We start from the raw sequence: 23,246 nt of genomic DNA on the forward strand, positions 1-23,246 counted from the left end.
AGAGTTAAAAAGTGCTATAAAATTGTTTAAGCACTTTAGTTTAAGCGATTTAATTTGTTTTGAGGAAAACTTTAATGCTTTTTCGAAACAACGCTTTTAAAGCTTTATATTTTCTGGATAGGGTTGAGCAATGTCAGCATAATTCATTTGATGAAAAATACTTAATTTTAGACCAGAGACAGTGAGCGCCATTTCTTTACGGAAATATGGGATTTGATACATCCATGCAAAAGTTAAATCTCTTAGTCCTCCTGCCCACCAATGATTTGATTGATAGAACGGTGTTAATAAGCGACTGAGAAATTGGTAGAACTGTGTAGAAGACTGACGGTGAAGATGATACTGCTGCCAGATTTTAGTCCAATCTAAAGTCTGCCCATGCCGCCCAGCATGGACAGCTTGTCCGAAAGCCCAAGCATCGAGTAAAGCCATATTTGCACCTTGCCCCAGCTGTGGACTCATCGCATGCGCTGCATCGCCTATGATTCCGACACGACCTTCGACAAATTTTGACATCACCACATCTCGGTAGTGTGCAGATAACCATTGCGGTTCGAGTTCAGGTTCAGCAATAACCTGCTTTAACCAGATTGCAGTTTCTGGCCAAAGATGTTCAATATCTTGTAACCATTGTTGATGTTCTAAATTAGTTGTTAAGAAGTGATCAAGTTTCGCTGTTGGCATACTCCAAAAGACACTGGAATAACGTTTATCGGCTTGCTGAGGTGTTGCACCTGTGGGCAAAATCCCAAGCATGATTTGAGCACGATCATAGAATTGATGCAGAATTTCGGGGTCTAATTCTAGGCACTCAGGAACAATGGTCCATTTTGCTCCCCAAGGATAAGCTTGATCAATCTTCACCCATTTTCGGGGTCTGAGTTCGCTACGCGCACCATTGGCAATCAAGATTGCATCGAAGCATTCAGTATAGTTTTGCGTAGCTACACTGCCTTGAATACGCACTTCATTTTGACTTTCTTGATAGCTTTGAATGTCTGCATTCATGCACCAATGAATCAAATCAGGATATTCTCTGGCCTTCGTTTCTAGGATATGGCATAAGCTGGCACGGTGAATACCAAGGCCATAGAACTGAGGATTGGCCTGATGATAGTGACTATTGACCAAAAGTTTATGGTTGGACAGGCGACCTTCTAAACCTGTGACTTTCGCACCAAGTTTAAGCGCGTGTTCTAGAACATCTAAGTGCTCAAATACTGCTAAGCCTGAAGGTTGAAGGAGTAATCCAGCACCAACAGGTTCTAGCGCCGAGACTTTTTCAAATATCGTGACATGAATACCCTGACGAGCGAGTAAAATTGCAGTTGTGATGCCAGCAGTTCCAGCACCGATAATGGCTAAATGAGTCTTTTTCATTCTATCTTGCTTATTTTTATTCGATTTTAATTTAGCAAAATTAAGCAGGCTTTGATAGTCAGATGAAATTTAAACGTGAATACATTTATTTAGATTTGAATGAAAAATAGGAAAGATGTGGATGAACGTATATTTTAAGTTAGCCTAAAAGCTATTAATTTATCTTTTAGGCTGTGTTTTTTAAAATAGTTTAAAGTTTAATCCTAGTGACGCAATCCCATATTTTTTATCTAAGCGTGATGCTGTAACGCCGTTATATAAAAAAGGAATTTTCCCTACAAAGTTATGTTTATAGAGTTCACCTTGGACAAAAGTTGAAATTTTAGGTGTGATGTCGTAGCTGAATTTCATCCCAAGCGTGTGATTGTCTTTAATGGGTTGATTGCCAAAGTTAGACACACGATCATCGATGTCATTACGCCACAAACGTTGGTATTGATACGCGACTTGGCTTTCGAACTTCTTGTATTTTAAATTCCAAGAACCACCGAGACTTGCATAATAACTATCGTAATTGAGGTCTTTTTGCATATTTAGACCGAACTCTTCAGCCTGCCCGGAAATATCGAGCTTATGCACAATTGTATTATCAATTTGACATGGCTGAGCCAATTGTCCGCTATATTGATTATCAGAAGCTATGTTGATATTCATGGCACAATTTCGATAACGAGTGCTTACTTCAAGCTCGTTAACTTTAACTTTGCTGTAACCTATATTGCCAAGAACAGACAAAGTATTCATAAAGTCAATTTTTTTTGAAAAAATAGCATCCAGTTGTAACTGTAAATCTTCCGGATTTTTTACGGTAATTTGATCAAATACATAACCATTGATGTGAGAGCTTGTTGATTTTTTTAAGTCGCTTGCTGTATTTGTCCATGCACTTAACTTAAAGGCTAAAGCATCATTTTTACTGAGATTAAGATCAGGTGTAAATGTCACTCCGATTTGAGCACTTTTGATTTTATTTTCATCTGAGGCGTATTGAATTTCTCTATCCCAATAACCCGCATCAAATTTCCAATTTGGATTAAGGATATATTCGGCTAAAATATGTCCGCCAATATAATCACCCGTTTGATTGTCTTGGATTCCCTCTTTAGCGCGAAAATCAAGAAAATCTATTTTATCGTTCACGGCATCAATAGCGACAGTTATAGACAGTCCGGTTTGAGTATTGAATTGCGGATTTTTTGCAGTGAGGAACAAATCGTTAGGTGATGCTTGGATAGAAGTATGAGCAAAAGTACAAATGATTAAAGCTAAGCACTTATTTTTCATTGAAGTAAAAGCCTAATGGAAGTTGTAAAAGTAAAAAAGCCAGACATAGAGACTGGCTTTTTGATAAGACTTAGTTCAATACAAAATGACCAATAATGCTTGTGCCTACGAATTGCTTCGAACCAACAGCGATACTTCCATTGTTAAGACTTAATTCTTTATTTGGGATAGCGTAGAGCGTTGGTAAAACATAAACAGTTGCTTTTACGCGATCACCCGTCGCTAACTTACTATAATAAGTATTATAAGCATTAGATAGGACAGTACTACTATCAAGCACAGCTGTTAGATTTAATGAACCATTAGCATTTGCACTCGCAAGATTGACTTGATCTAGGTTGCTAATCGTTGTATTTCCTACGGTACTTAATGTTGAAGAAATCTCAATTGGTGCATTTGCTGGAATTATCGCTGAAGTAATTTGACCTGAGATATCGTATTCAATTACTACTCGATCAACAATTAAATTCAGAGTTTCTGTTTGACTACCACGTTGTCCATCAAGTTTTATACCAAATTTAACAGTGTCGGTTGCATTTGATGTCAGATTTGACAATTTGAAAGAAAGATTCAAACTATTTAAAAGTGCAGCTTTAGATAATGAAATTGGCGCTGCTGCTGATGAACTATTTAACTGAGTAAGCGTATTTGATGCAAAGCTTAGATCTCCATAGCTTGGCGTACGTAATTCATCTTTTAGAGTTGTATTGCTTTGTAATGCATCTGCTAATGCTTGACCATTACCCGTATTTGTTTGTGGATCATTGATCACACTGACAATAATACTCGTGATTGTATTTAAAGAATCACTAATACCAGTCAGAGTAGCACTATTTAAACTTGAATCAGCTAGGATATTGCTGATCGTTGTTGGATTGATTGCTAAAGGAACATTTGGACTAAACAAAGGCGTTGTTATTAATTGATTAATGATAGCCAGTGTTGCTGCTTTATGGGCATCATCTTGAGTTTGATCGGCTCCAATCTGAAGTGCATCTTCAAGTTTAGTAATTAGTTGTTGTAAAATAAATATCTTTGCAGTGGTATCTGCGGAGCTGGTTTCTGGTTTAAATGTTTTAACATCTCCAATATTGGATAAACCTAAATTGGTTAAAATTTGAGTAAATTGGGCTGGGGTTGTATAAAACTCAAGGGATGTTAATGGGGAAATTGTGATATTGCCTAAGCTTGCTAGGTTATCATTTTTAATTTTTAAGGTGCCTGTAAACGGAAGCCCAGTCCCATTATCTGTACCGCCTGTAACACTAATTGCATCTGACTCTACAGTACAGTCTGTTGTATCAAGTTCAAAATATCCTGTATTGTCTGTAATTGCATAATTATTACAATTGTCCAATGCAACAACTGCACCTTCTAATGCGAAGTCGATTGCATATCCTTTAATGATTTTATTTTCTGGTGTTGTGTCGCCACCATTACTACTTACCCCACAACCAGCGAGTAAAGTCGCTGTCGCAATTGCTGTTGTTATAACTGATGCTTTCCATAATTTATTAGACATTAAAATCCCCATAAGTAAGTAATAACAAGACTTATATAAAATAATATTAATAATAACAATACCTTATATCTAAACAGTCGGTTGGGTATAACTTAACAATTAATCTATCTTAACAATTAATGTAATTATTGTGAGTTGTTTTGTATTAAATTCGTTAAGTGCCTACTTGTGATTAAACTAGGCTTAAGTATTGAGTTTAATTATTTAATTTTTATAATTTTTTTTTGTAAGTAAAATGCTATCTCATCTTGCTTCTTTCCAATAATTTAATCTTTGTTGCACTTCATTTAAGAATCTTAGCAATCAAAAAAGATCATTGAGTGGTAATAAGTAGATAGGTAAAATTCCTTCTCCATTGGGGAGAAGGTGAGGATGAGAGAATACGCCTTGTGAGTGTGCTGTGTGAATAATGAATTATAAAAAAGTCTATGTTATTAATATCGATATGCCCTCAAACAGTTGAGTGAAGACTGATTAGCTATGCGTTTCTTCGTCTCCATCATCGCCAAACGTTTTCGCAATCTTCTCGATGTTCAGACTTTTCGCCATGGCATCAAAAATCTCTTTATATGCACCATCTTGGTGGTATAGCTCGTTATGTTCACCGTGTTCTACAATGCGACCTTCTTGCATCACATAGGTATAATCTGCGTCGATGATTTGCGCTAAGCTGTGTGAAATCATAATGACGGTGCGGCCTTGCTTGATTTCATCCAAGCTTTGTTTGATTTGCTCTGAAGCGATGGCATCTAGGCTTGCTGTAGGTTCATCTAGAAAAATAATGGGTGGATTTTTTAAAAACATCCGTGCCAGTGCGATACGTTGTTGTTGCCCGCCGGAAAGCATCAGTGCATCTGCATCATAGGCTTGTGGGAGCTGTAAAATCTGATCATGAATTGAAGCTTTTTGAGCAGCTAATTCCACTTCTTCCTGTGTGGCATCTATTTTTCCATAACGAATATTGTCAAAAATAGACCCTTGGAAAATATGATTTTTTTGCAGAACTAAACCGATATGATCACGCAAATACTGCGTATCAATGGCTTCAATATTCACACCATCTAATAAAATCTCGCCAGAATCAGGTTGATAAAACTTGTCGAGTAAACTGATCAATGTTGATTTACCTGCGCCAGAAAGGCCGACCAGCGCCGTAATTTTATTGGGACGGATGGTCATTTGTATGTTGTTTAAGGCCTTGTGATCATTTGGATAAGTAAAATCGACATGATTTAACTGGAACTGACCTGTGATCGGTGGCTTATTATTTCCACTAGACTCAATTTCATCATCGGCTTCTAAGATTTTGAAGAAACTTTCCGAGTAAATCATGGCATCATTCACTTCATCATAAATTCGATGTAACGAGCGAATTGGTGCAGACACATTATTAAACAACAACACATGGAACATAATCATCCCGATACTCATTTGCCCGTCTAAAACAAAATAAGCAGTGAGAATAATGATCAGGACAATACCAATTTGCTCAACAAATGTTTTAGCACCATCAAATAAAAAGCTAATTTGTCGCGTTTGCATCTGATTATCGGTCAATTCTTTTTGTAATTTGAGCTGTTTCGTGGACTCAATGGTTTCGCGGTTAAAAGACTTAATCACAGTGATCGAATTAATAATCCCTAAGATTCCTTGACTCTTTTTCTCTCGACCATCACGTAAATTTCTGCGCCAACCCCCTAGTTTTTGCGCTTGTTTATAGGTTAACCAGAAATAGATTGGCACAATAATTGTTGCGACTAAACCGACATAAATGTTGGCATAGTACATGAGCGCTAAAGCCACAAATGCGCTGGTAAATAACGGTAAAATATCAATAAAGAAAATTTGAACCAAGCGGGTAAGTGAACCAATTCCGCGATCGATACGCGTCTGTAGTTTACCTGCCTGGTTATTGTCTTCATTAAAGAAAGCCAAGCGATAGGTCAGAAACTTTTCAATAATGCCTTGTGCTAAATCCTGAGATACTAAAATTCTGAGTTTTTCACCATAAAATTTCTGTCCAAACTGGACGAAAGCATTCACGATTTCTTTGCCCAATAAAATGACAGAGATGGTGATGAGGATATTCCAGCCTTCTGCTAATCCAAGACCATTTTCAATCAGTTCATTAATACTATCCACGGCATATTGAAGCGTGAGCGCATTTACTTGTGCCGTGAAGGAGCCGATCAAGGTCAGAATTAAGGTGGCAACGACAAGTATTTTATAGGGTTGAACAAAAGGTCTTAATTTTTTAAACAATAACCATAAATTCATAAGCGGTTGTTTTTATTGTTTGAAGTGCTTTAAGTCTATGCTTGAAAATAAGTCGTCACAAGCTTTTGCTGTGTTTTAAATTGTGAATGCACTTGCTGCAATGTCATAAACCCGCTTATATATAAAATATTATTTTTCGAAAAGACATTATATCTGCCGCTATGAACTTCGAGCTGTTTTTACCAGAAAGCGCTGATAACGTATTGCCTTATGATGGTGTGGTACAGGATTACGGCATTATTTTAGAGGCTCATCAGGCAGAATCATATTTAGATTATTTTTTGACAGATTTGAATTGGCAACATGATGAAGCATTTCTGTATGGAAAACATTTTAAAACGGATCGTAAAATTGCTTGGTATGGAGATGAAGATTATCAATATCACTATTCGGGCGTGCGAAAACAAGCGCAACCGTGGAATCCACGCTTATTGCAACTGAAACAACAAATTGAGCAAATCACGAATCACTCATTTAATTCATGTTTGGCAAACTTATATGAAAATGGAACGCAGGCCATGGGGTGGCATAGTGATGATGAAAAGTCTTTAGTCTCTACAGATTGTGAGACCGTTATTGCATCTTTGAGTTTAGGGGCGAAGCGTAAATTTCGTTTTAAGCATAAGCGTAATGCTGAATTGGTTGATGTGATGTTGCACACAGGCCAATTGATCGTGATGAAAGGGCAAACTCAACTTCACTGGAAACACATGCTTGCCAAATCAACTAAAATTATAGAGCCTCGCGTGAATTTGACTTTTCGGTATTTTTATCCGACTACAACATAATATCGCTATCCACAGAAAGGGGTTCAACCGCTTGAAATTTTTTTTCAATTTGCAGTGAAATTTGCTTCAATACTTCAATAATTTTTTCGACATTAATAAATTCAAAACGATTTGTTGATGCAAGCACAGTCAGTGCTAAAGGTGCTTCTTTATTCGAAAATTTAATGGGAACTGAGAGTCCAGAAATATTGGGATCAAGCTCTCCTTCAGACAAATGAAAGCCATCTTTTTTAATTTTTTTCATTTTTTGCATAAATGTGTTTTCATCAGACGCGAAACCGACTTCATCTAACTCTTGCGCGAAACGATCATAATAATTTTTAATTTGCGGTTTAGGCAGATACGCAATAATCACTTTCGGGGAAGAGCCAATAAACACAGGACGAGGGCAACCTCGACCATATGAAAGTAAGGGCGTATCTTTATATCGCTCATGATGGAGGTCAATACAATTGTCTTCATTGAGATGTGTAATCAGACAACATAATTCGGTGCGCTCAGTGATTTCACGCATGTAGGGAATACTGATTTGAACGAGAGGATCTGTTTTACGAGAAATAAAATCAAGAACTGCAATTTGAGTCCCAAGCGTATAATCACCTGAGGTTCCGCTTAAGCGTTGCAATAATCCCGCAGCAACAAGTTCTTTTAAATATCGATAACTGGTCGGTTTTGATAACGAAAGTTCCTCAGCGATGACGTCTACATTAATCACTGGACGTGAAATTGAAAACAAATTAAAAATCGTGAGAATTTTACCAAAACTTGTTAGCGCCATAGGTTTTTGCACATTTTATAAAATGAGAAATGATACTGAATAATATAGCTTATAAATTATAAAATAGCGTTTAGAAAAAATAACTTAAATGATTTAATGTGAAAAAAATATCAAAATATCGTATTTAAAATGGATTCAAATATCAAAATACGATAATTTAAATAAAAAATCAATTGAAGTTATTTAAAAATATTTATAAAATATCCTAATGTGATTAAATTGAAATCACTTCTGCTACAAACCACTCTCATTTTCGATCCAATTTGCGATTCAACTTTTAAAATCACTTCACTTTTAAGCTGAAGGGATGAGACAGGCTGTGCGAAATTAAACCCCTAATGGAATTTTTATGTTTTTACTTAAGCCCATTCTTGCTTTTAGACCTTCAAAAAGTGATTGGATATTTGCAGTAAAAACATTTATGGCCGGTATTCTGGCCTTGTACGTCTCTTTTAAGCTGAATCTGCATTATCCCATTTGGGCGATCGGTACGGTTTTTGTCATTGCCAATCCGTTTACAGGGTTAACACTTTCAAAAAGTGTTTTCCGTGTATTGGGTACCATGATGGGGGCATTGGTTGCTTTATTTGCAACGCCAATCTTGCTGCATTATCCACTGCTCTTTACCTTGTTTTTAGCCAGCTGGGTTGCATTATGTTTGTATATTTCTTTGCTGGATCGGACGCCGCGCAGCTACGCTTTTTTATTGGCAGGATATACAACTGTTATTGTTTGCTATAACAGCGTTCATTATATTGACACTGTTTCAATCTTTGATATGGCTTTGGGGCGTTTTCTTGAGATTACCGTCGGAGTCGTCTGTAGTGGCTTGGTCAGCGCATTGATTTTCCCACAGTCGATTGGACGTGTTATTCAATCTAGAATCAAAAGCACCCTGAAAGACAGTGAATCGACTTTTATCCGTATCATTCAAAGAGCGGAAGAGGCTGAGCCTAAAAAAGCATTGTCTAAAATCACACGTGATATTGCTGATTTACATGTTTTAGCGATTCATTTGAATTATGAGAATTCAACCTTATCAGGTTTGACTAAAACCTTACATGAAATGATGCATCAGCTTTCCATCTTGGTGTCTAATCTGGTTGCAATGTCTGAACGAATCAAACAGCTGAATGAAACAGAAGACGCTCAAGTTTTTCTAACGGCTGTGGAAGCTCAAATACAGTTGGCGATTACGCAAGGTTTAGAACATTCATCTTTAATCACCAATGAGCTGCCTGATGGACTCAAAGGGCTATTTCAACAAGCAATCCATACAGCAAATAGCCAGCAAAAAGTGATTTTGATGAGTTTGCAAATGGATATTCGGCATGCTTTACAAAATGTTCAAAGTTTAAGAATGATTTGGGCATACATACAGCAAGAAAATAATCAAAGTTCTCATAGCAATAAAAGTGTTCGTAAGTTTGAAGTAAAAAGAAAGCTAAAAGGTCAGTATCCAAAATTACATCGCGATCATGGTGTAGCCGTTCGTGGTGGTATTTCTGGATTTTTAATTATTTTTATATCGACTATGTTTTGGGTTTTAAGTGGTTGGAATGCAGGCTTTATGATGGCGGAAATGGCTGCAATCAGCGCGTGTATTCTCACAGCAATGGATAATCCTGTGCCCGCATTACGCATGTTTATTCGGGGGAATATCTATGCGGGGGTTATTGTTTTTATTTATGCTTTTGGTATTTTTCCCGTTGTAACAGAGTTCTGGCAGTTGGTGCTGGTACTCGCACCGTTTTGTATTTATTGCCTCATGCTTTTCCCTCATCCACCTTTAACAGGTATTGCTTTGCCGCTAATAATGGGCGTGATGATGGGCTTGAATTTTCAAAATATTTTCCATTTAGATCCTATTTTATTTTTTGATGCGACTTTGGGTACGATTTTAGGTCCGATTATTTCTGTTTATATTATCCATATTGTGAGAGCTATATCTCCAGATATGTCCATTCAACGAATTTTATCTTTGCATTATCGTGCCTTGAAAGAAGCCTTATATTTACCTTATGGTGAGCAATTTCAAAGACATTTACGTCTTATGTTTGATCAAATTGGTGTGCTCAATACCAAAATGACAAAATCTGTTGGACTCCAGAACAAGATTTATCTGGTTTTAATTGAGGCCAGTGCAGCTGTTGATTTGAGTCGATTAAATGAGTTGATAGAGCAACAATCACGGTTTAAACAAAACAACGAACGGATGGCATCACCTCAGTTATTAAGGGATTTGAAAATCTTTCAAACGGGTTTGGATCAGTACTTATCTCAAAAGGTTTTAGATAAAAATACTGAGGATGAGCAATTAAAGATTTTGAAGATGATCGAGAAAATATTTTTACAGATTCATGAAGGTGCACGTTCAGAATGGTCAGAGCGCTTAGCAATGGCTTTGAATAATATTCGTTGTAGTTTATTCCATACGAGTGCGATTACATCTTTATCTCAGGGCGACAAAGTATATGGGTGAGTTTAATTTTTATGGTGTATATGTGCCGGTTTTATTGGTTTATGCACTCATTGCTTATCTGATATTTCTACTGCTCCGCGTAGGAATAAATCGTTATGTGGAAGAGAGTTGGCTTATTTATCCCAGCCTTTTTTATCTTTGTCTTTACGTCGTTGTACTCTGGCTTACGCATAGCACAGCTAGATTCTTTTAAGCCCAGTAGGCGATCAATGCAGCGCACACGAAATAGGAAAATTTAGAGTATGAATAAAACGAAGATACAGCAGTTTGGTCGCCCGCTGCTTGGTATCATTATGTTGATATTAGCGATTTTTGCTCTGGTACAAATTTGGAATTATTACACCGTAGAACCCTGGACTCGGGATGGTCGTGTGCGTGGTGATATTATTCATGTTTCATCCGATGTTTCTGGCATTGTGACTGAAGTTTTGGTGCAAGATAACCAAACGGTGAAAAAAGGTCAGGTGCTTTTTAAGATTGATGTTGCCCGTAAACATTTGGAAGTGGAACAAGCGCGTTCAGACTTACTTAAAACCAATGCCGAATTGGCATCAGCTGAAGCTGAATTGGCGCAAGCCGAAGCCAATCTCATCAAGTCTAAGGCCAGCACGAAACTTGCTGAACAAAATGCAGTGCGCTATGCCAGCCTCATGGATGGTGCGATTTCGAAGCAAGAACAAGATCAAATGTTTGCGGCACGTGATCAAGCACAAGCGGAACACATTCAATTAGAGGCGATGATCACTCAAGCCCACGCGAATATTAAGCAACAAAAAGCGTTGATTGAGGTGGCCCAAAATCAGGTCAATTTAGCGCAGTTGAACTTAACGCGTTCGGAAGTGGTTGCACCATCAGATGGGACACTGTCCAATTTTGAATTGCAAGAAGGCAGTTATATTACCACTGGACAAGCTGTTGCAGCTTTGATTGATCGTGAAAAATTATATGTTGTGGGATATTTTGAAGAAACCAAGCTCGATCAAATTTATGTTGGTGCTCCCGTTACGGTTGAGTTAATGGGCGACTCACAAAAATTGAAAGGACATGTACAAGGCATGGCTTCAGGGATCGAAGACCGTGAACGCAGTCCAAGTTCAGGTTTACTTGCCAATGTGAACCCGACATTTAGTTGGGTGCGTTTAGCGCAGCGTGTACCTGTTAAAATTATCTTAGATGAATTGCCTAAAAATGAATTATCGTTTGTGGCAGGACGGACAGCGACCATCCATATTGAAAAGGCAAAACAGTAAGACTAAGAGACAGTGGTGCGCGCTGTTGAGGTTAATTAAAAAAATGCATCTTTCGATACATTTTTTTGATGTTCCACTTTTAAATCATTTTGAAGATTCGATTGGTAGTTATGGCGTCAAACCTTCAGGATTTCGATACCAACTTTCAATGAACAGCGCAGCAGCAATACTATCTGCTGAAAGTTTTTTAGCACGGCCTTGCGCTTGATACTGATCTAACTCATCACGTGCTTCACGGGTGGTGAGACGTTCATCTACCATCAGTGTTTCAATGTTGGTCTGATGACGTAATCGACGTGCAAATTTGCGCGCACGTGCAGACAAATCAGACTCTGAATCATCCATATTTAATGGCAAACCGACCAAAAATAAATTTGGCTGATGTTGTTTAACGATTTTTAATAGCTCATCCCAATTGGGAATACCATCTTTCATGGGAAATAGCGCTAGCGGGGTTGCACTTTCGATCAGTGAAGAACCCACCGCCATTCCTGTTTTTTGTGTGCCGAAGTCAAAAGCCATGATTAATTGTGGTTGCGTCAAATCAGGCATGTCCAATCTCTGAAGATAACCAAGTCCGATCTATACCCATTTTTTTATAGGCAGCGTCCCAGCGATCGTCATAAGGTAAGTTAAATATTAAGTCCATATCTGAGTCGCAAATGAGCCAATCGCCACGTGACATCTCATCTTCGAGTTGGTTTTTCTCCCAACTGGCATAGCCTAAAGCAATTTGATAACGTCCAACGCCTTGATTTTGTGCAATCGCATCTAAAATGTCTTTTGACGTGGTAATACATAAGTTTTCATCCATGGCTATGGACGAATGCCACGTCGGTTGACCAGTGTGTATCACAAAACCTGCTTCAGGACGTAAAGGGCCGCCTTGCAATACTTCGTGTGGATGAACATGATCTGCTTCGATATCTAAATCATTGAGCAATTCTTTGACTTGAATACCTGTAGGCCGATTGATAATAATTCCTTGAGCTCCATCTTGGTCATGGCGTGCAATATAAACCACTGTATGCGCGAAGAAATCATCCGCTAAATCAGGCGGTGCGATAAGACAACGATGGGTCAGAAATTGTTTAGTCACCTAAAGGCTTCTCCTTCATTTAAATATTTTGAAATTTGAAAGCTTTAATCATCAACATACTTGAATCAGCACGAATGAACAATGAATTTATGCATGAATGACCAGACTAACTGATTAGAAAAAATTAACAATAACCGAGCTTTAGATCTATATGAGTGATTCAAGCTCATTCTTATGAGCGTGCTTGGAATTTTAATTGACGAAGTTGTTTTGCATGTTGCAGCGTCGTTTCATTGATTTCAACGCCTCCAGTCATGCGTGCCAACTCATCTATACGTGCCGATTCTTCCAGAGAAATAATGGTGCTACTGGCAGGGTCTGTCTGCAACTTTTTAACCAGTAAGTGCTGATCGGATTGCGCTGCAACTTGAGCTTGGTGGGTAATACATAGAATTTGGACGTGCTGTCCCAGTCCCGCCAGTAGACGACCGACAATCTCAGCCGTTCCACCACTAATACCGACATCGATTTCATCAAAGACAAGAACTTCAGCTTCTGTTTTTTCAGCATTCATCACTTGCATGACGAGGGCAATACGAGACAATTCTCCACCTGATGCCACACGGCCTAGCGGTTGAGCGGGGATGCCTTTATTCGCAGTAAAGAGCAGTTGAATAAAGCTAAAACCTTCTGCTGATGGTTGTTCCAAAGGATCGAATCTAAATTCAAAATATGCTTCAGGTAAAGCCAACTGTTTTACTTGTTCAGTGAGTTGCTTTGCCAATGGCGCTGCTGCAGCGCGACGAATTTCATCTAGGTATTGTGCTTTTTCTAAAAATATTTGATGTGAAGCTTCAACTTGTTCAGCCAAGATCTCAGGGTCTTCGAGTTGATGTAACTGGGTTAATTCGTCTTGCCATGTTTCGTATTGGAGTTTGAGCTCTTCAGGTTGAATACGGTATTTACGTGCTAGTCTATGAAACACTTCAAGTTGAGTATTTAGCTCTTCCATGCGTTCTGGATCAAAACTTTGACGATCAATATATTGTTTTAAGTTTGCGCTGGCATCTTCCAATTCACTTTGTGCATTGAGCAATGAGTTATAAATTTCAGAAAGCTGTCCGCTACGTCCCGAATGTGTTTCTAATTTTCGTATGATCGTGGATATTTCTTGGCTAATATTTTGTTCGTCTTCAGCAAGAGTATTTACGGCATAACTACAGTCTTGCATGATGTGTTCATGATGGCTTAAACGATCAAATTCTTGTTCAATTTCTGTGTAATCGGTGTGAATCGTTTCTTCAAGTTCTTCAAGCTGTAGGTTTAAGCTATCAATCCGCTGTAGACGATTACTTTGAGCATCTAAAGCAGCCTGATGTTGTCGAATGTTCTTTTGCCAAGCGTTGTAGCTGTCTTTAACAGCGAGCGTATCTTGATGAAAATTATGATAGCGGTCTAACCAATGTTTAGGATAAGGCGGCTCTAAAAGCTGTTGCTGACTGTGCTGACTATATAACTGCACCAATAAACGACCAATTTCTTTGAGTTCAGACAGACTACTCGGGCGACCATTGATCCAAGCCTTGCTACGTCCAGTGGCAAAAATTACGCGACGTAAATGAATTTCACCTGACTCGTCCGCCAACTCATGCGTGTTCAACCACTCTGCTTCAGGGCTATTTAGGTGATAGCTAAAAACGGCAGTGACATCAGCTTTTTCTGATCCATAACGAACATAATTTGTATCTGTACGTTCGCCTAGACACGCAGATAACGCATCCAGTAATAAAGATTTACCTGCACCTGTTTCACCAGTAAGAACATTGAAACCTTTTTCAATATCAATGGATAAATTATCGGCTAGGGCAAAATTGATCAGATTTAAGTGTGTCAGCATAAACGCATCCAAGCTGCGAAATTGTGGTTCTAAGATAGTGAATTTTTGTTTATGTCACAAGTGACTGGATATTTTAATATAAGACGATTCATGACAATTCTAACTTAAAAAGACCCTGAACATAAATTTCTCTGCTATAAAACAATCAATGCCCTGAAAGCTTTAAAGAAAATTTAAAATAAATTCTGCGCTTTAGTGAAACTTAGACATATGAATCATACAAATTTCAAGTGCATAAAATTAAATTCAGGATGAATATACTGTTTGGAAAGTCAGGGGGGGTGTCGTGTTTGGGATGAGTATAAAGTGATAGTAATCTTGATCAGAATGCTTAAGGACTTTATCTATCGTAAATATACCTTTTTCATCTGAGAGCTTAGGATAAGGGATGACTGATTGTGAACTTGTTGAGTGAAAAATGACTGATGAGATAAGTCTAGGGCGTGTCCTCATTTGGAGTATATATTTCGCTCGTGAGTTATATTCAATTAAAATACCTTTACTTGTTGTCTTGAATTAAGCTTCCGATCATGTCACGCAGAATCATTACAGACGAAATTTGGACCCAAATCCAACAAACTATGCAATTCTATGGCTGTTATCGTTCACGCAATAGCAAAAATATTATGGAAGCCATCCTATGGAAACTTCGTACTGGTGCTCCGTGGCGTGATATTCCTGAAGATCTTTGCCCATGGCAAACTGCTTATAACCGATTCAATCTTTGGGCCAGCAAAGGGCTTTGGGAGAATTTTTTTTTAAACTACGAGGCGTATTGGATAAGGAATGGGTCTTCATTGACGGAAGCTATGTCCGCGCGCATCAGCATGCAAGTGGAGCTCGGCGTGGTGAAGATAGAGCAATTGGGAAATCAAGAGGTGGAGCAACTACAAAAATTCATCTTGCCGTCGATGCGAGTGGATATCCGATTGATTTTGAAATCACTGGCGGTGAAGTTCACGACAGTCAAGTTGCAAGCCAATTAATGGGAATGGTCGGTGAAGCAGAGTATTTGATTGCAGACAAAGGTTATGATTCAGAGAATATCCGTGAAATTGCTCGAAATCATCATATGATTCCGATCATTCCAAGAAAATCTAATAGTAAAAAATTAAATATTGAGTTTGATCATTACCTTTATGGATTAAGGCATCTGGTTGAAAATGCGTTTGCTCGCTTAAAACATTTCCGAGGTATTGCTACTCGTTTTGAAAAGTTAGCTCGTAATTACAAGTCAATGTTATTCTTAGCTTGCTCATTTATTTGGTGCAAAGCCAAATGAGGACAGACCCTAATAGGCTAAAAATAAAGATACGTGAATAAAATAGTAATTTTTTCATCGGTTTTTACTGGGGTGAAAACAAATTAAGCTGCTAGCATAGAAAAAATTAGACTTAAAACTGTATATTCGACCTTAGTCGATGAACTTAATAATAGGCTTTTTCGGTATACTGCTCCTGTCTTAAATCGTGACAAAATTTATATCGAATGCTTAGGCAGGATGAACTGAAATTTAAAGTCTGAATGATATAATTTAAACATGAATAAGACTTAAAACACCAATTGATTAGTTGTGCGAGCGCTATTAAACTACGTCAACTAAAATCTATAATATGCGCATCATTTGGAGAATACGCATGACTTCACAATTCGATCATGTAACGGTATTAAAAAAATCAAATGTATATTTTGGCGGAACATGCATTAGCCATACCGTACAGTTTGAAGATGGAACGAAGAAAACATTGGGTGTTATTCTCCCCACTGAACAAGCCCTAACTTTTGAAACGCATGTGCCTGAACGTATGGAAATTATTTCAGGGGAGTGTCGAGTTCGAATTGGTGAAAGTGAAGAGCATGAGCTATTCCGAGCAGGCCAGTCATTCTACGTACCAGGGAACAGCAAATTTAAAATCGAGACAGATGAGGTTTTGGATTATGTGTGCCATCTAGAGGGTTAATCCTTTTCTAACTGAATTTGACAAAGAAATTTTAAGCAAAATCGGTTAAACTAAAGTTCAAATGAAATCCTGTAAAGTTGGCTTTGCGGGATTTTTCTTTTTCTGTTTTTTATTAAATGAGTTGAGGTCGTTCATGGCTAAACCCGAATATTATTATGGCATTCATTCAGTTGAGTCATTATTGGAGTTAGAACCAGAACGTGTTTTGACTTTATTTGCATTAAAAGGTCGTGACGATCAGCGCTTGAAACGTATTTTTGAATTGGCAGATCCTTTTGGGGTGAGTATTCAACAAGCCAGTCGAGATAGTTTAGAAAAGCTCGCGGGTCAGCCTTTTCATCAAGGTGTTGTAGCAGCTGTTCGTGCGCATCCAACATTAAATGAAAATGACTTGGAAAAATTGATTGAGTCTAATCAAAATATTTTTCTACTCGGACTTGATCAAGTAACCGATCCACATAACCTTGGGGCGTGTATTCGTACGGCTGCGGCGATGGGTGTACATGCAGTTGTTGTGCCTCGTGACCGTGCGGTAGGACTTACACCTACAGCGCGTAAAGTGGCTGCTGGTGGTGCTGAAAAAGTGAAGTTTATTCAAGTGACCAACTTGGCACGTACCTTAGCAATGGTCAAAGATAAATATAATGTTCGCGTGATTGGAACAATGCTCGATGAGCAAGCTTTACCGGTTCATGAATGTGATTTGACTGGGCCAATTATGTTGGTGATGGGCGCTGAAGATACAGGTTTACGTCCAATTACACAGTCTCAGTGTGATCAAAAAGTATTTATTCCTATGGGTGGCAACTTACAAAGCTTAAATGTGAGTGTGGCGACAGGAATGGCATTATATGAGGCTTGTCGTCAACGTCAATCCAAGTAATCCACACTGCTTATTGAGATTGTTTATTGAGGTTATTGTTGATTATTAAAGTCTTGTTTTAAAGGATTTTAAGTCTTTTAAAATCACGTGATAAAAGAGATCGAAATGGTGTTGTCCACCCGTTATCAAGGTTATGCATTTGTAGTGATTACAATGTGTATTTGGGGTGGCTTCACCATTAGCGCTCGTTTAAATGCAATTTGGCATATCAGTCCTTGGGACATTACCGCTTTAAGATTTATTTTGGCATTTTGTATTTTAATGCCTATTCTCATTTATAAAAAAGACTTACGCTTTTTATTTAAAAAAGAACCTTTTATCTTGGCAATGTTGGGTGGTGTTGCATACTGCTTGACGTGTTATAGCGCTTTTCACTTTGTTCCAGCAGCCCATGCGGCCATTTTCTTAAATGGCAGTATCCCGATTTGCACCGCTTTAGCGGCCTATATATTGTTTAAACAACCTTTTGATCGTCACACTTGGCTGAGTTTGAGCATCATGCTGTGTTCGATTATTGCAATGAGTTATCTGATGTATCAAGCAACGGGAGTTGCTTTTAGCATGGGTGACATCTTGTTTTTTATGAGTGCGATCTGGTGGGGAATTTTCACTGTTTTATTAAGGCAATGGAAACTCTCCGCTTGGCATGCGATGACAGGCGTCGCGATTTGGTCAGCATTGGTCTATGTGCCGATTTATCTATTGTTTATACCTAAGCATTTAGCAGATGCTCAAGTTGAGCATTTGGTAATGCAGACGATTTTCCATGGAGTTTTCGTGGTGATCATTGCAACCTTGACTTATATTGAAGCGATCAAACGTTTGGGTGCATTTAAAACAGGGAGTATTGTAACTTTGGCACCTTTTATTGCTGCCATCATCGCGGTTCCACTTTTGGGAGAACCACTGAGTTTTGCGATGATTTGCGGGTTAGTAGGGATGGGCGTTGGGGCATTACAACCTTGGCGTTGGTTCAGAAAAGATTCCTTACAGCAGCAATTAGATCAGCAAAAAAAACAGTCTAATTAAGACTGTTTTTTTCAGTACTATTTTTAGGGCGCTAGTGATTATCAGCACTGTTCTTTGTAGCGCTGTGCTTTAAATAAAATTGATGCATGCGCGCTAATTGTTGATATAAATGCTCTAATTTTCCATCATTTAAAACAACATCATCTGCAAGTTCTAATTTATTTTCGCGTGACATTTGCACACTGATGATTTTTTTAATCTGTTCAATGGTTTGCCCATCACGCTGACCTGCACGTTGAATTTGTAATTCTACGGTGCAATCAATTAAAAGAGTGCGCTCAGTCAATTCGTGTTGATTGGTCTCGAATAAGAGTGGCGACACCAAAATGACATAAGGACTGCTGGCAGCAGCCAATTGTTGAATCAATGATTGTCGAATTGCAGGGTGGGTAATCGCTTCAAGTTGCTGACGAGCTGAGGCATCTTTAAAAATATAGTCACGTAAAGCTGTGCGATCTAACTCACCATTGTCGAGTATGACCCAGTCGCCAAAGGCGGTATGAATCTGTTCTAAAGCAGGTTGACCCTTCGCAACGACTTCGCGGGCCACAATATCCGCATCAACCACCGTAATACCTTGGGTTTCGAACCACTGACTTGCAGCGGATTTTCCGCTACCGATACCACCTGTTAAACCCAAAATGAAAGACATCGTGATTCCTATTCGAGATGATTTGTCTGGCTTGTATGCTTAGATGATCTATGCTGGATCTTATTCAATATTTTATACGGATTCTAATTCAGGGTTTTATTCAGAGTCTTATTCAAACACTGATCAAACCTTATCCACCGAGATAAGCCGTCATGATCTTTCCACCCCATAAAAAAGCAATCCAACCAGCAATGGCGATATAGGGTCCAAATGCAAAAGGCTGATTCTCTTTTCTGATTTTGAGCAAAATGATACCAATAATGGCACCGACCAAGGAAGAGAGCAATACAATCAAAGGCAATAGTAGGGGGCCCATCCATGCTCCTAATGCAGCTAGGAGTTTAAAGTCGCCATAACCCATACCTTCTTTACCAGTAATCACTTTAAACAAGTAATACACTGTCCAAAGACAGAGAAAACCAATGATATAACCCCAGATAGCGGAACTTGGTGAGACATAAATAGAATAACTATTGAGCGCTAAACCTAATCCGGCTAAGGTTAGTGTATATCGATCGGGGAGAAGTTGCGTATCAAAATCGATAAACGTGAGTGCAATTAACATCCACGTTAAAATGAGACCGAACAGCATTTGAATGCTTGGGCCATAAACCGCAACGACCATCAATGAGCTCACTGCTGTAAGAAGTTCGATCAAAGGATAGCGAATGCCAATTGGGTTTTCACAAGATCCACATTTGCCTTTGAGAAAAAGCCAACTGATGACCGGAATATTCTGGAACCAACCAATTTTGGTTTTACATTGTGGGCATGTAGAAGCGGGTTGACTTAATGTTAGTTTGGATTCATCAATAATGGCTTGTTCAGGGTGTAACAGCATGGTGCATTCTTGCTGCCATTCCTGTTCCATCATCTTTGGCGTTCGGTAAATCACGACATTTAAAAAACTACCGATACAGAGCGACACCACGCCCACCACAAGGTAGAGTGCGATAGGTGTTTGAATTAAATAGTGAATAAGCTCGTTCATTAAACCACGGAACCCATTTGGAAAATTGGAAGGTACATCGCAATAACAAGACCGCCAACCAGAACGCCGAGTATCGCCATGATAAAGGGCTCCATCATCGAGGTTAAGCCATCAACGGCATTGTCAACTTCACTTTCATAATGCGTTGCGACTTTGTCGAGCATCGTATCTAAAGACCCAGATTCTTCACCAATCGCTACCATCTGAATCGCCATTGAGGGAAATAAATTGGTAGCACGCATGGCAAATTGAAGTTGTTGACCTGTTGCAACATCATCACGAATACGCATCACGGCTTCTTCATAAACTACATTGTTGGTAGCACCTGCAGTCGACTGTAATGCGTCGATCAATGGAACACCTGCTGCAAACGTAGTTGAAAGCGTGCGGCTGTAACGAGCAATGATGGCCTTATAAACCAAGTCACCAAAAATAGGGACTTTTAATGATAATTTGTCTAAGCCATCGCGCAATTTTTTACTGCGCTTTTTGGCTTGGATAAAAGCAATAATGACAGCAATAATGCCAATCAATAAGACAAACCAGTATTTTTGCGTCCAGTTCGACATGCCAACCACCATTTGGGTGAATGCTGGAAGATCAGCCCCAAATGAACTAAACATTTCAGAAAATACAGGAACGACTTTGACCATTAAAATAACGGTGACAATGAGGGCTACAATAATGACAGCGATTGGATACTTCATTGCTTTTTTAATTTTTTGTTTCAGAACCTCACTTTTTTCTTTATAAACCGCTACACGGTCTAGCATGGTTTCAAGCGCACCCGATTGTTCACCTGATTCGACCAATGAGCAAAATAAATTATCAAAGTGTTGAGGATATTTTCTGAGTGCACCCGCAAAAGTATTACCACCTTCTACTTCACTTTTGATTCCCAAAACGACTTCACGCATGGCAGGATTGTCCAGACCTTCTGCGACGATTTCGAAGCTTTGTACCAGCGGTACACCCGCTTTAATCATCGTTGCAAGTTGGCGAGTGAAAATCGTGATATCGAGTGTCGATACTTTTTTCTTCATGACGCCTTCGAGAATATTCTTCCTTTTTTCTCGAATACCTCTGACACTGATGCCTTGTTTGCGCAGCGTGACTTTTGCCAATTGCAGGTTTCGAGCAACGATTTCCCCTTTAACCTTCACTCCCTTACGATCGAAGCCTTCGTATGAGTAGGTTGGCATTATTTGCACTTTATTAACGGCCATAATGATTCCTTATATTATTTTATAATTATTCACTGGTTACGCGATTAACTTCTTGCAGTGAAGTTAAACCTTTCATGACTTTAATCAATCCAGAGCGACGGAGATTTTTGACTCCTTGCCTTTGAGAAGCAGCTGCAATATCAAGTGCATTTCCATCTTCCATGATAATTTTTGAAATTTCTGGTGTGACTTTCATCACTTCATAAATTCCCAGACGACCTTTATATCCTTCTCTACATTCAGAACAGCCCACAGGTTGAAAAATAGTTAGGTCAGGATTAGCCAGATCATTTTCAGTGAAACCTAATTCAAGTAAGCTTTTTTTAGGAACATCAATCGGCGCTTTACAATGATTACATAAACGGCGCGCCAACCGTTGAGCAATCACGAGATTGATCGATGTGGCAATATTGAAAGAAGGTACTCCCATATTTCTTAATCTTGTCAGTGTTTCAGGCGCGCTGTTAGTATGCAAGGTTGACATCACCATATGACCTGTTTGCGCTGCTTTGATGGCAATTTCAGCAGTTTCTAAGTCACGAATCTCACCGACCATAATAATATCTGGATCTTGACGTAAGAATGATTTAAGCGCGAGCGAAAAAGTAAGCCCGACTTTGGTGTTGACGTTGACTTGATTAATGCCATCTAAATTAATTTCGACAGGATCTTCGGCAGTAGAAATATTCGAGTTTTCAGTATTTAAAATATTTAAACCAGTATAGAGCGATACAGTTTTACCAGAGCCTGTTGGCCCTGTGATTAAAAGCATGCCCTGTGGCTTTTCAAGGGCTTCCATAAACAATGCTTTTTGATCTTCTTCATAACCCAAAGCATCAATACCGAGCATGGCACTGGTGGGATCAAGTATACGTAGGACTATTTTTTCACCAAACAGTGTGGGTAAAGCATTTACACGGAAATCAATGGCTTTGGATTTTGAAAGTTTTAATTTAATTCGCCCATCTTGCGGGACACGTTTTTCAGAAATATCCATTTGTGACATGACTTTAAGACGTGATGCCAAACGATTGGCAAGTTTTAAAGGTGGGTTTGCGATCAGTCTTAAAACGCCATCGATACGGTAGCGTACACGGTAGCTTTTTTCATAAGGCTCAAAATGCAAATCTGATGCGCCCATGCGAATTGCATCGACCAATAACTTATTAATATATTTAACGATAGGGGAGTCATCACCTGGCGCGTTATTGTCATCATCGTTAGTTTGATTGGGGTCTGTAGCGATGATATCGACATCTAAGTCTTCGCTGTCAAAATTAAAATCGTCGCTATTCGCAAAGGTTCTATCAATAAGACGTTCGAGTTTGTCCAATTCGACCGTGATGGGAACAACTGTAAGCTTACTGTTAAAGCGTATCGCTTCGAGGGCTTCGATATTTGTTGGATCGCTGGTGGCAACAAAAAGTGTAATACCACGTTGAAACAGCGGGAGAATTTGATGCTTAGTGATCAGGTTTGTAGCGACGATATCTTTAGGTAATAAGTTCGTATCATAGGCATCTAGATCAAAAAAAGGTTCGCCAAACTCTTGAGCCACCAGTTCTGCAATGATGCTCGATTTAATATGCAAATGTTCGACTAAAAACGGGATAAGTTGTTGATGGTTTTTTTTTGCATTTAGAACTGCAGACTGCATTTGTTGAGCACTGAGAATCCCTTCACTCACTAAGCGACGACTGATCCCTGAAAATTTTGGTGCAGTTTGCTCTAAACTCATCCCCAACGCCTTAAATTATTTTATAATTTTCAATATGAAAATTATACGGTTCTGAGTAAAAAATTCTAT

Annotated in this window: 20 protein-coding genes; 8 read left to right on the forward strand and 12 right to left on the reverse strand. The window is 38.7% G+C overall.

The window, feature by feature from the left end; translation table 11 throughout:
* Positions 1–96 precede the first annotated feature (96 nt).
* From V5M36_RS01530 to V5M36_RS01545, 4 genes are all read right to left on the reverse strand, one after another.
* A complete protein-coding gene (locus tag V5M36_RS01530) occupies positions 97–1,380 on the reverse strand; it encodes an FAD-dependent oxidoreductase (protein ID WP_338561295.1) in 1,284 nt (427 codons plus the stop codon).
* Between the two features lie 180 nt (positions 1,381–1,560).
* Positions 1,561–2,664 (reverse strand): hypothetical protein, encoded by a 1,104-nt coding sequence (locus tag V5M36_RS01535; RefSeq protein WP_338561297.1) that lies wholly within the window; start codon positions 2,662–2,664, stop codon positions 1,561–1,563.
* A 70-nt stretch (positions 2,665–2,734) separates the two neighbouring features.
* Positions 2,735–4,186 (reverse strand): hypothetical protein, encoded by a 1,452-nt coding sequence (locus tag V5M36_RS01540; protein ID WP_338561299.1) that lies wholly within the window; start codon positions 4,184–4,186, stop codon positions 2,735–2,737.
* A gap of 474 nt (positions 4,187–4,660) precedes the next feature.
* Positions 4,661–6,463, reverse strand: a complete 1,803-nt coding sequence (locus tag V5M36_RS01545) for an ABC transporter ATP-binding protein (RefSeq protein WP_338561301.1) — start codon at positions 6,461–6,463, stop codon at positions 4,661–4,663.
* Between the two features lie 161 nt (positions 6,464–6,624).
* On the opposite strand from V5M36_RS01545, the gene V5M36_RS01550 reads away from it, so the two are divergent.
* Entirely contained in the window at positions 6,625–7,251 is a 627-nt protein-coding gene (locus V5M36_RS01550) for an alpha-ketoglutarate-dependent dioxygenase AlkB family protein (protein ID WP_338561303.1), read from the forward strand.
* Here V5M36_RS01550 and V5M36_RS01555 read toward each other — a convergent pair.
* Positions 7,241–8,029, reverse strand: coding sequence for an IclR family transcriptional regulator (locus V5M36_RS01555; RefSeq protein ID WP_338561305.1), 789 nt, complete (start codon positions 8,027–8,029; stop codon positions 7,241–7,243). The genes V5M36_RS01550 and V5M36_RS01555 overlap by 11 nt on opposite strands.
* 349 nt (positions 8,030–8,378) lie before the next feature.
* On the opposite strand from V5M36_RS01555, the gene V5M36_RS01560 reads away from it, so the two are divergent.
* From V5M36_RS01560 to V5M36_RS01570, 3 genes are all read left to right on the forward strand, one after another.
* The gene (locus V5M36_RS01560) at positions 8,379–10,511 is read left to right on the forward strand and encodes an FUSC family protein (RefSeq protein ID WP_338561308.1); all 2,133 of its coding nucleotides are present in this window, start codon (positions 8,379–8,381) and stop codon (positions 10,509–10,511) included.
* Positions 10,504–10,704 (forward strand): DUF1656 domain-containing protein, encoded by a 201-nt coding sequence (locus V5M36_RS01565; protein WP_338561312.1) that lies wholly within the window; start codon positions 10,504–10,506, stop codon positions 10,702–10,704. The genes V5M36_RS01560 and V5M36_RS01565 overlap by 8 nt, the downstream gene beginning before the upstream one ends.
* A gap of 100 nt (positions 10,705–10,804) precedes the next feature.
* On the forward strand, positions 10,805–11,761 hold the full coding sequence (locus V5M36_RS01570; RefSeq protein WP_445206320.1) for an HlyD family secretion protein: 957 nt from the start codon (positions 10,805–10,807) through the stop codon (positions 11,759–11,761).
* A gap of 108 nt (positions 11,762–11,869) precedes the next feature.
* Here V5M36_RS01570 and ruvX read toward each other — a convergent pair whose 3' ends face one another.
* The 3 genes from ruvX to recN form a co-directional block, all read right to left on the reverse strand.
* The gene (gene ruvX / locus V5M36_RS01575) at positions 11,870–12,313 is read right to left on the reverse strand and encodes a Holliday junction resolvase RuvX (RefSeq protein WP_338561316.1); all 444 of its coding nucleotides are present in this window, start codon (positions 12,311–12,313) and stop codon (positions 11,870–11,872) included.
* Positions 12,306–12,860: a YqgE/AlgH family protein gene (locus V5M36_RS01580; protein WP_338561318.1), complete on the reverse strand. Its 555-nt coding sequence runs from the start codon at positions 12,858–12,860 to the stop codon at positions 12,306–12,308. Before V5M36_RS01580 ends, ruvX begins: the two co-directional genes overlap by 8 nt.
* A 172-nt stretch (positions 12,861–13,032) precedes the next feature.
* Complete coding sequence (recN, locus tag V5M36_RS01585) at positions 13,033–14,697, reverse strand: DNA repair protein RecN (RefSeq protein WP_338561320.1); 1,665 nt, start codon at positions 14,695–14,697, stop codon at positions 13,033–13,035.
* 530 nt (positions 14,698–15,227) lie between these two features.
* Between recN and V5M36_RS01590 the strand changes: the two genes are divergently transcribed.
* The 4 genes from V5M36_RS01590 (at position 15,228) to V5M36_RS01605 (ending at position 18,570) form a co-directional block, all read left to right on the forward strand.
* Positions 15,228–15,979 (forward strand): IS5 family transposase gene (locus V5M36_RS01590; RefSeq protein WP_445206301.1). Its coding sequence is split into 2 segments (ribosomal slippage): positions 15,228–15,441 and positions 15,441–15,979, totalling 753 coding nucleotides; the frame shifts between segments, so codons are not numbered across the junction.
* A 355-nt stretch (positions 15,980–16,334) separates the two neighbouring features.
* Positions 16,335–16,658, forward strand: coding sequence for a pyrimidine/purine nucleoside phosphorylase (gene ppnP / locus V5M36_RS01595; RefSeq protein ID WP_338561323.1), 324 nt, complete (start codon positions 16,335–16,337; stop codon positions 16,656–16,658).
* 133 nt (positions 16,659–16,791) lie between these two features.
* Positions 16,792–17,541 carry a 23S rRNA (guanosine(2251)-2'-O)-methyltransferase RlmB gene (gene rlmB, locus V5M36_RS01600; RefSeq protein ID WP_338561327.1) on the forward strand — a complete coding sequence of 250 codons (750 nt, stop codon included), beginning with the start codon at positions 16,792–16,794 and terminating at the stop codon, positions 17,539–17,541.
* Positions 17,542–17,646: 105 nt separating this feature from the next.
* Positions 17,647–18,570, forward strand: a complete 924-nt coding sequence (locus tag V5M36_RS01605; protein WP_338561329.1) for a DMT family transporter — start codon at positions 17,647–17,649, stop codon at positions 18,568–18,570.
* A gap of 31 nt (positions 18,571–18,601) precedes the next feature.
* Here the strand turns inward: V5M36_RS01605 and coaE are convergent, their stop codons facing one another.
* From coaE to pilB, 4 genes are all read right to left on the reverse strand, one after another.
* Positions 18,602–19,222 (reverse strand): dephospho-CoA kinase, encoded by a 621-nt coding sequence (gene coaE / locus V5M36_RS01610; protein ID WP_338561331.1) that lies wholly within the window; start codon positions 19,220–19,222, stop codon positions 18,602–18,604.
* A 130-nt stretch (positions 19,223–19,352) separates the two neighbouring features.
* Positions 19,353–20,213 carry a prepilin peptidase gene (locus V5M36_RS01615; RefSeq protein ID WP_338561334.1) on the reverse strand — a complete coding sequence of 287 codons (861 nt, stop codon included), beginning with the start codon at positions 20,211–20,213 and terminating at the stop codon, positions 19,353–19,355.
* Positions 20,213–21,439, reverse strand: coding sequence for a type II secretion system F family protein (locus tag V5M36_RS01620; protein WP_338561335.1), 1,227 nt, complete (start codon positions 21,437–21,439; stop codon positions 20,213–20,215). The genes V5M36_RS01615 and V5M36_RS01620 overlap by 1 nt, the downstream gene beginning before the upstream one ends.
* A gap of 25 nt (positions 21,440–21,464) precedes the next feature.
* On the reverse strand, positions 21,465–23,177 hold the full coding sequence (pilB, locus tag V5M36_RS01625; protein ID WP_338561337.1) for a type IV-A pilus assembly ATPase PilB: 1,713 nt from the start codon (positions 23,175–23,177) through the stop codon (positions 21,465–21,467).
* Between the last annotated feature and the right edge of the window lie 69 nt (positions 23,178–23,246).

The organism is Acinetobacter sp. KS-LM10 (genome assembly GCF_036896575.1).
Classification (GTDB): Bacteria; Pseudomonadota; Gammaproteobacteria; order Pseudomonadales; family Moraxellaceae; genus Acinetobacter; species Acinetobacter avistercoris.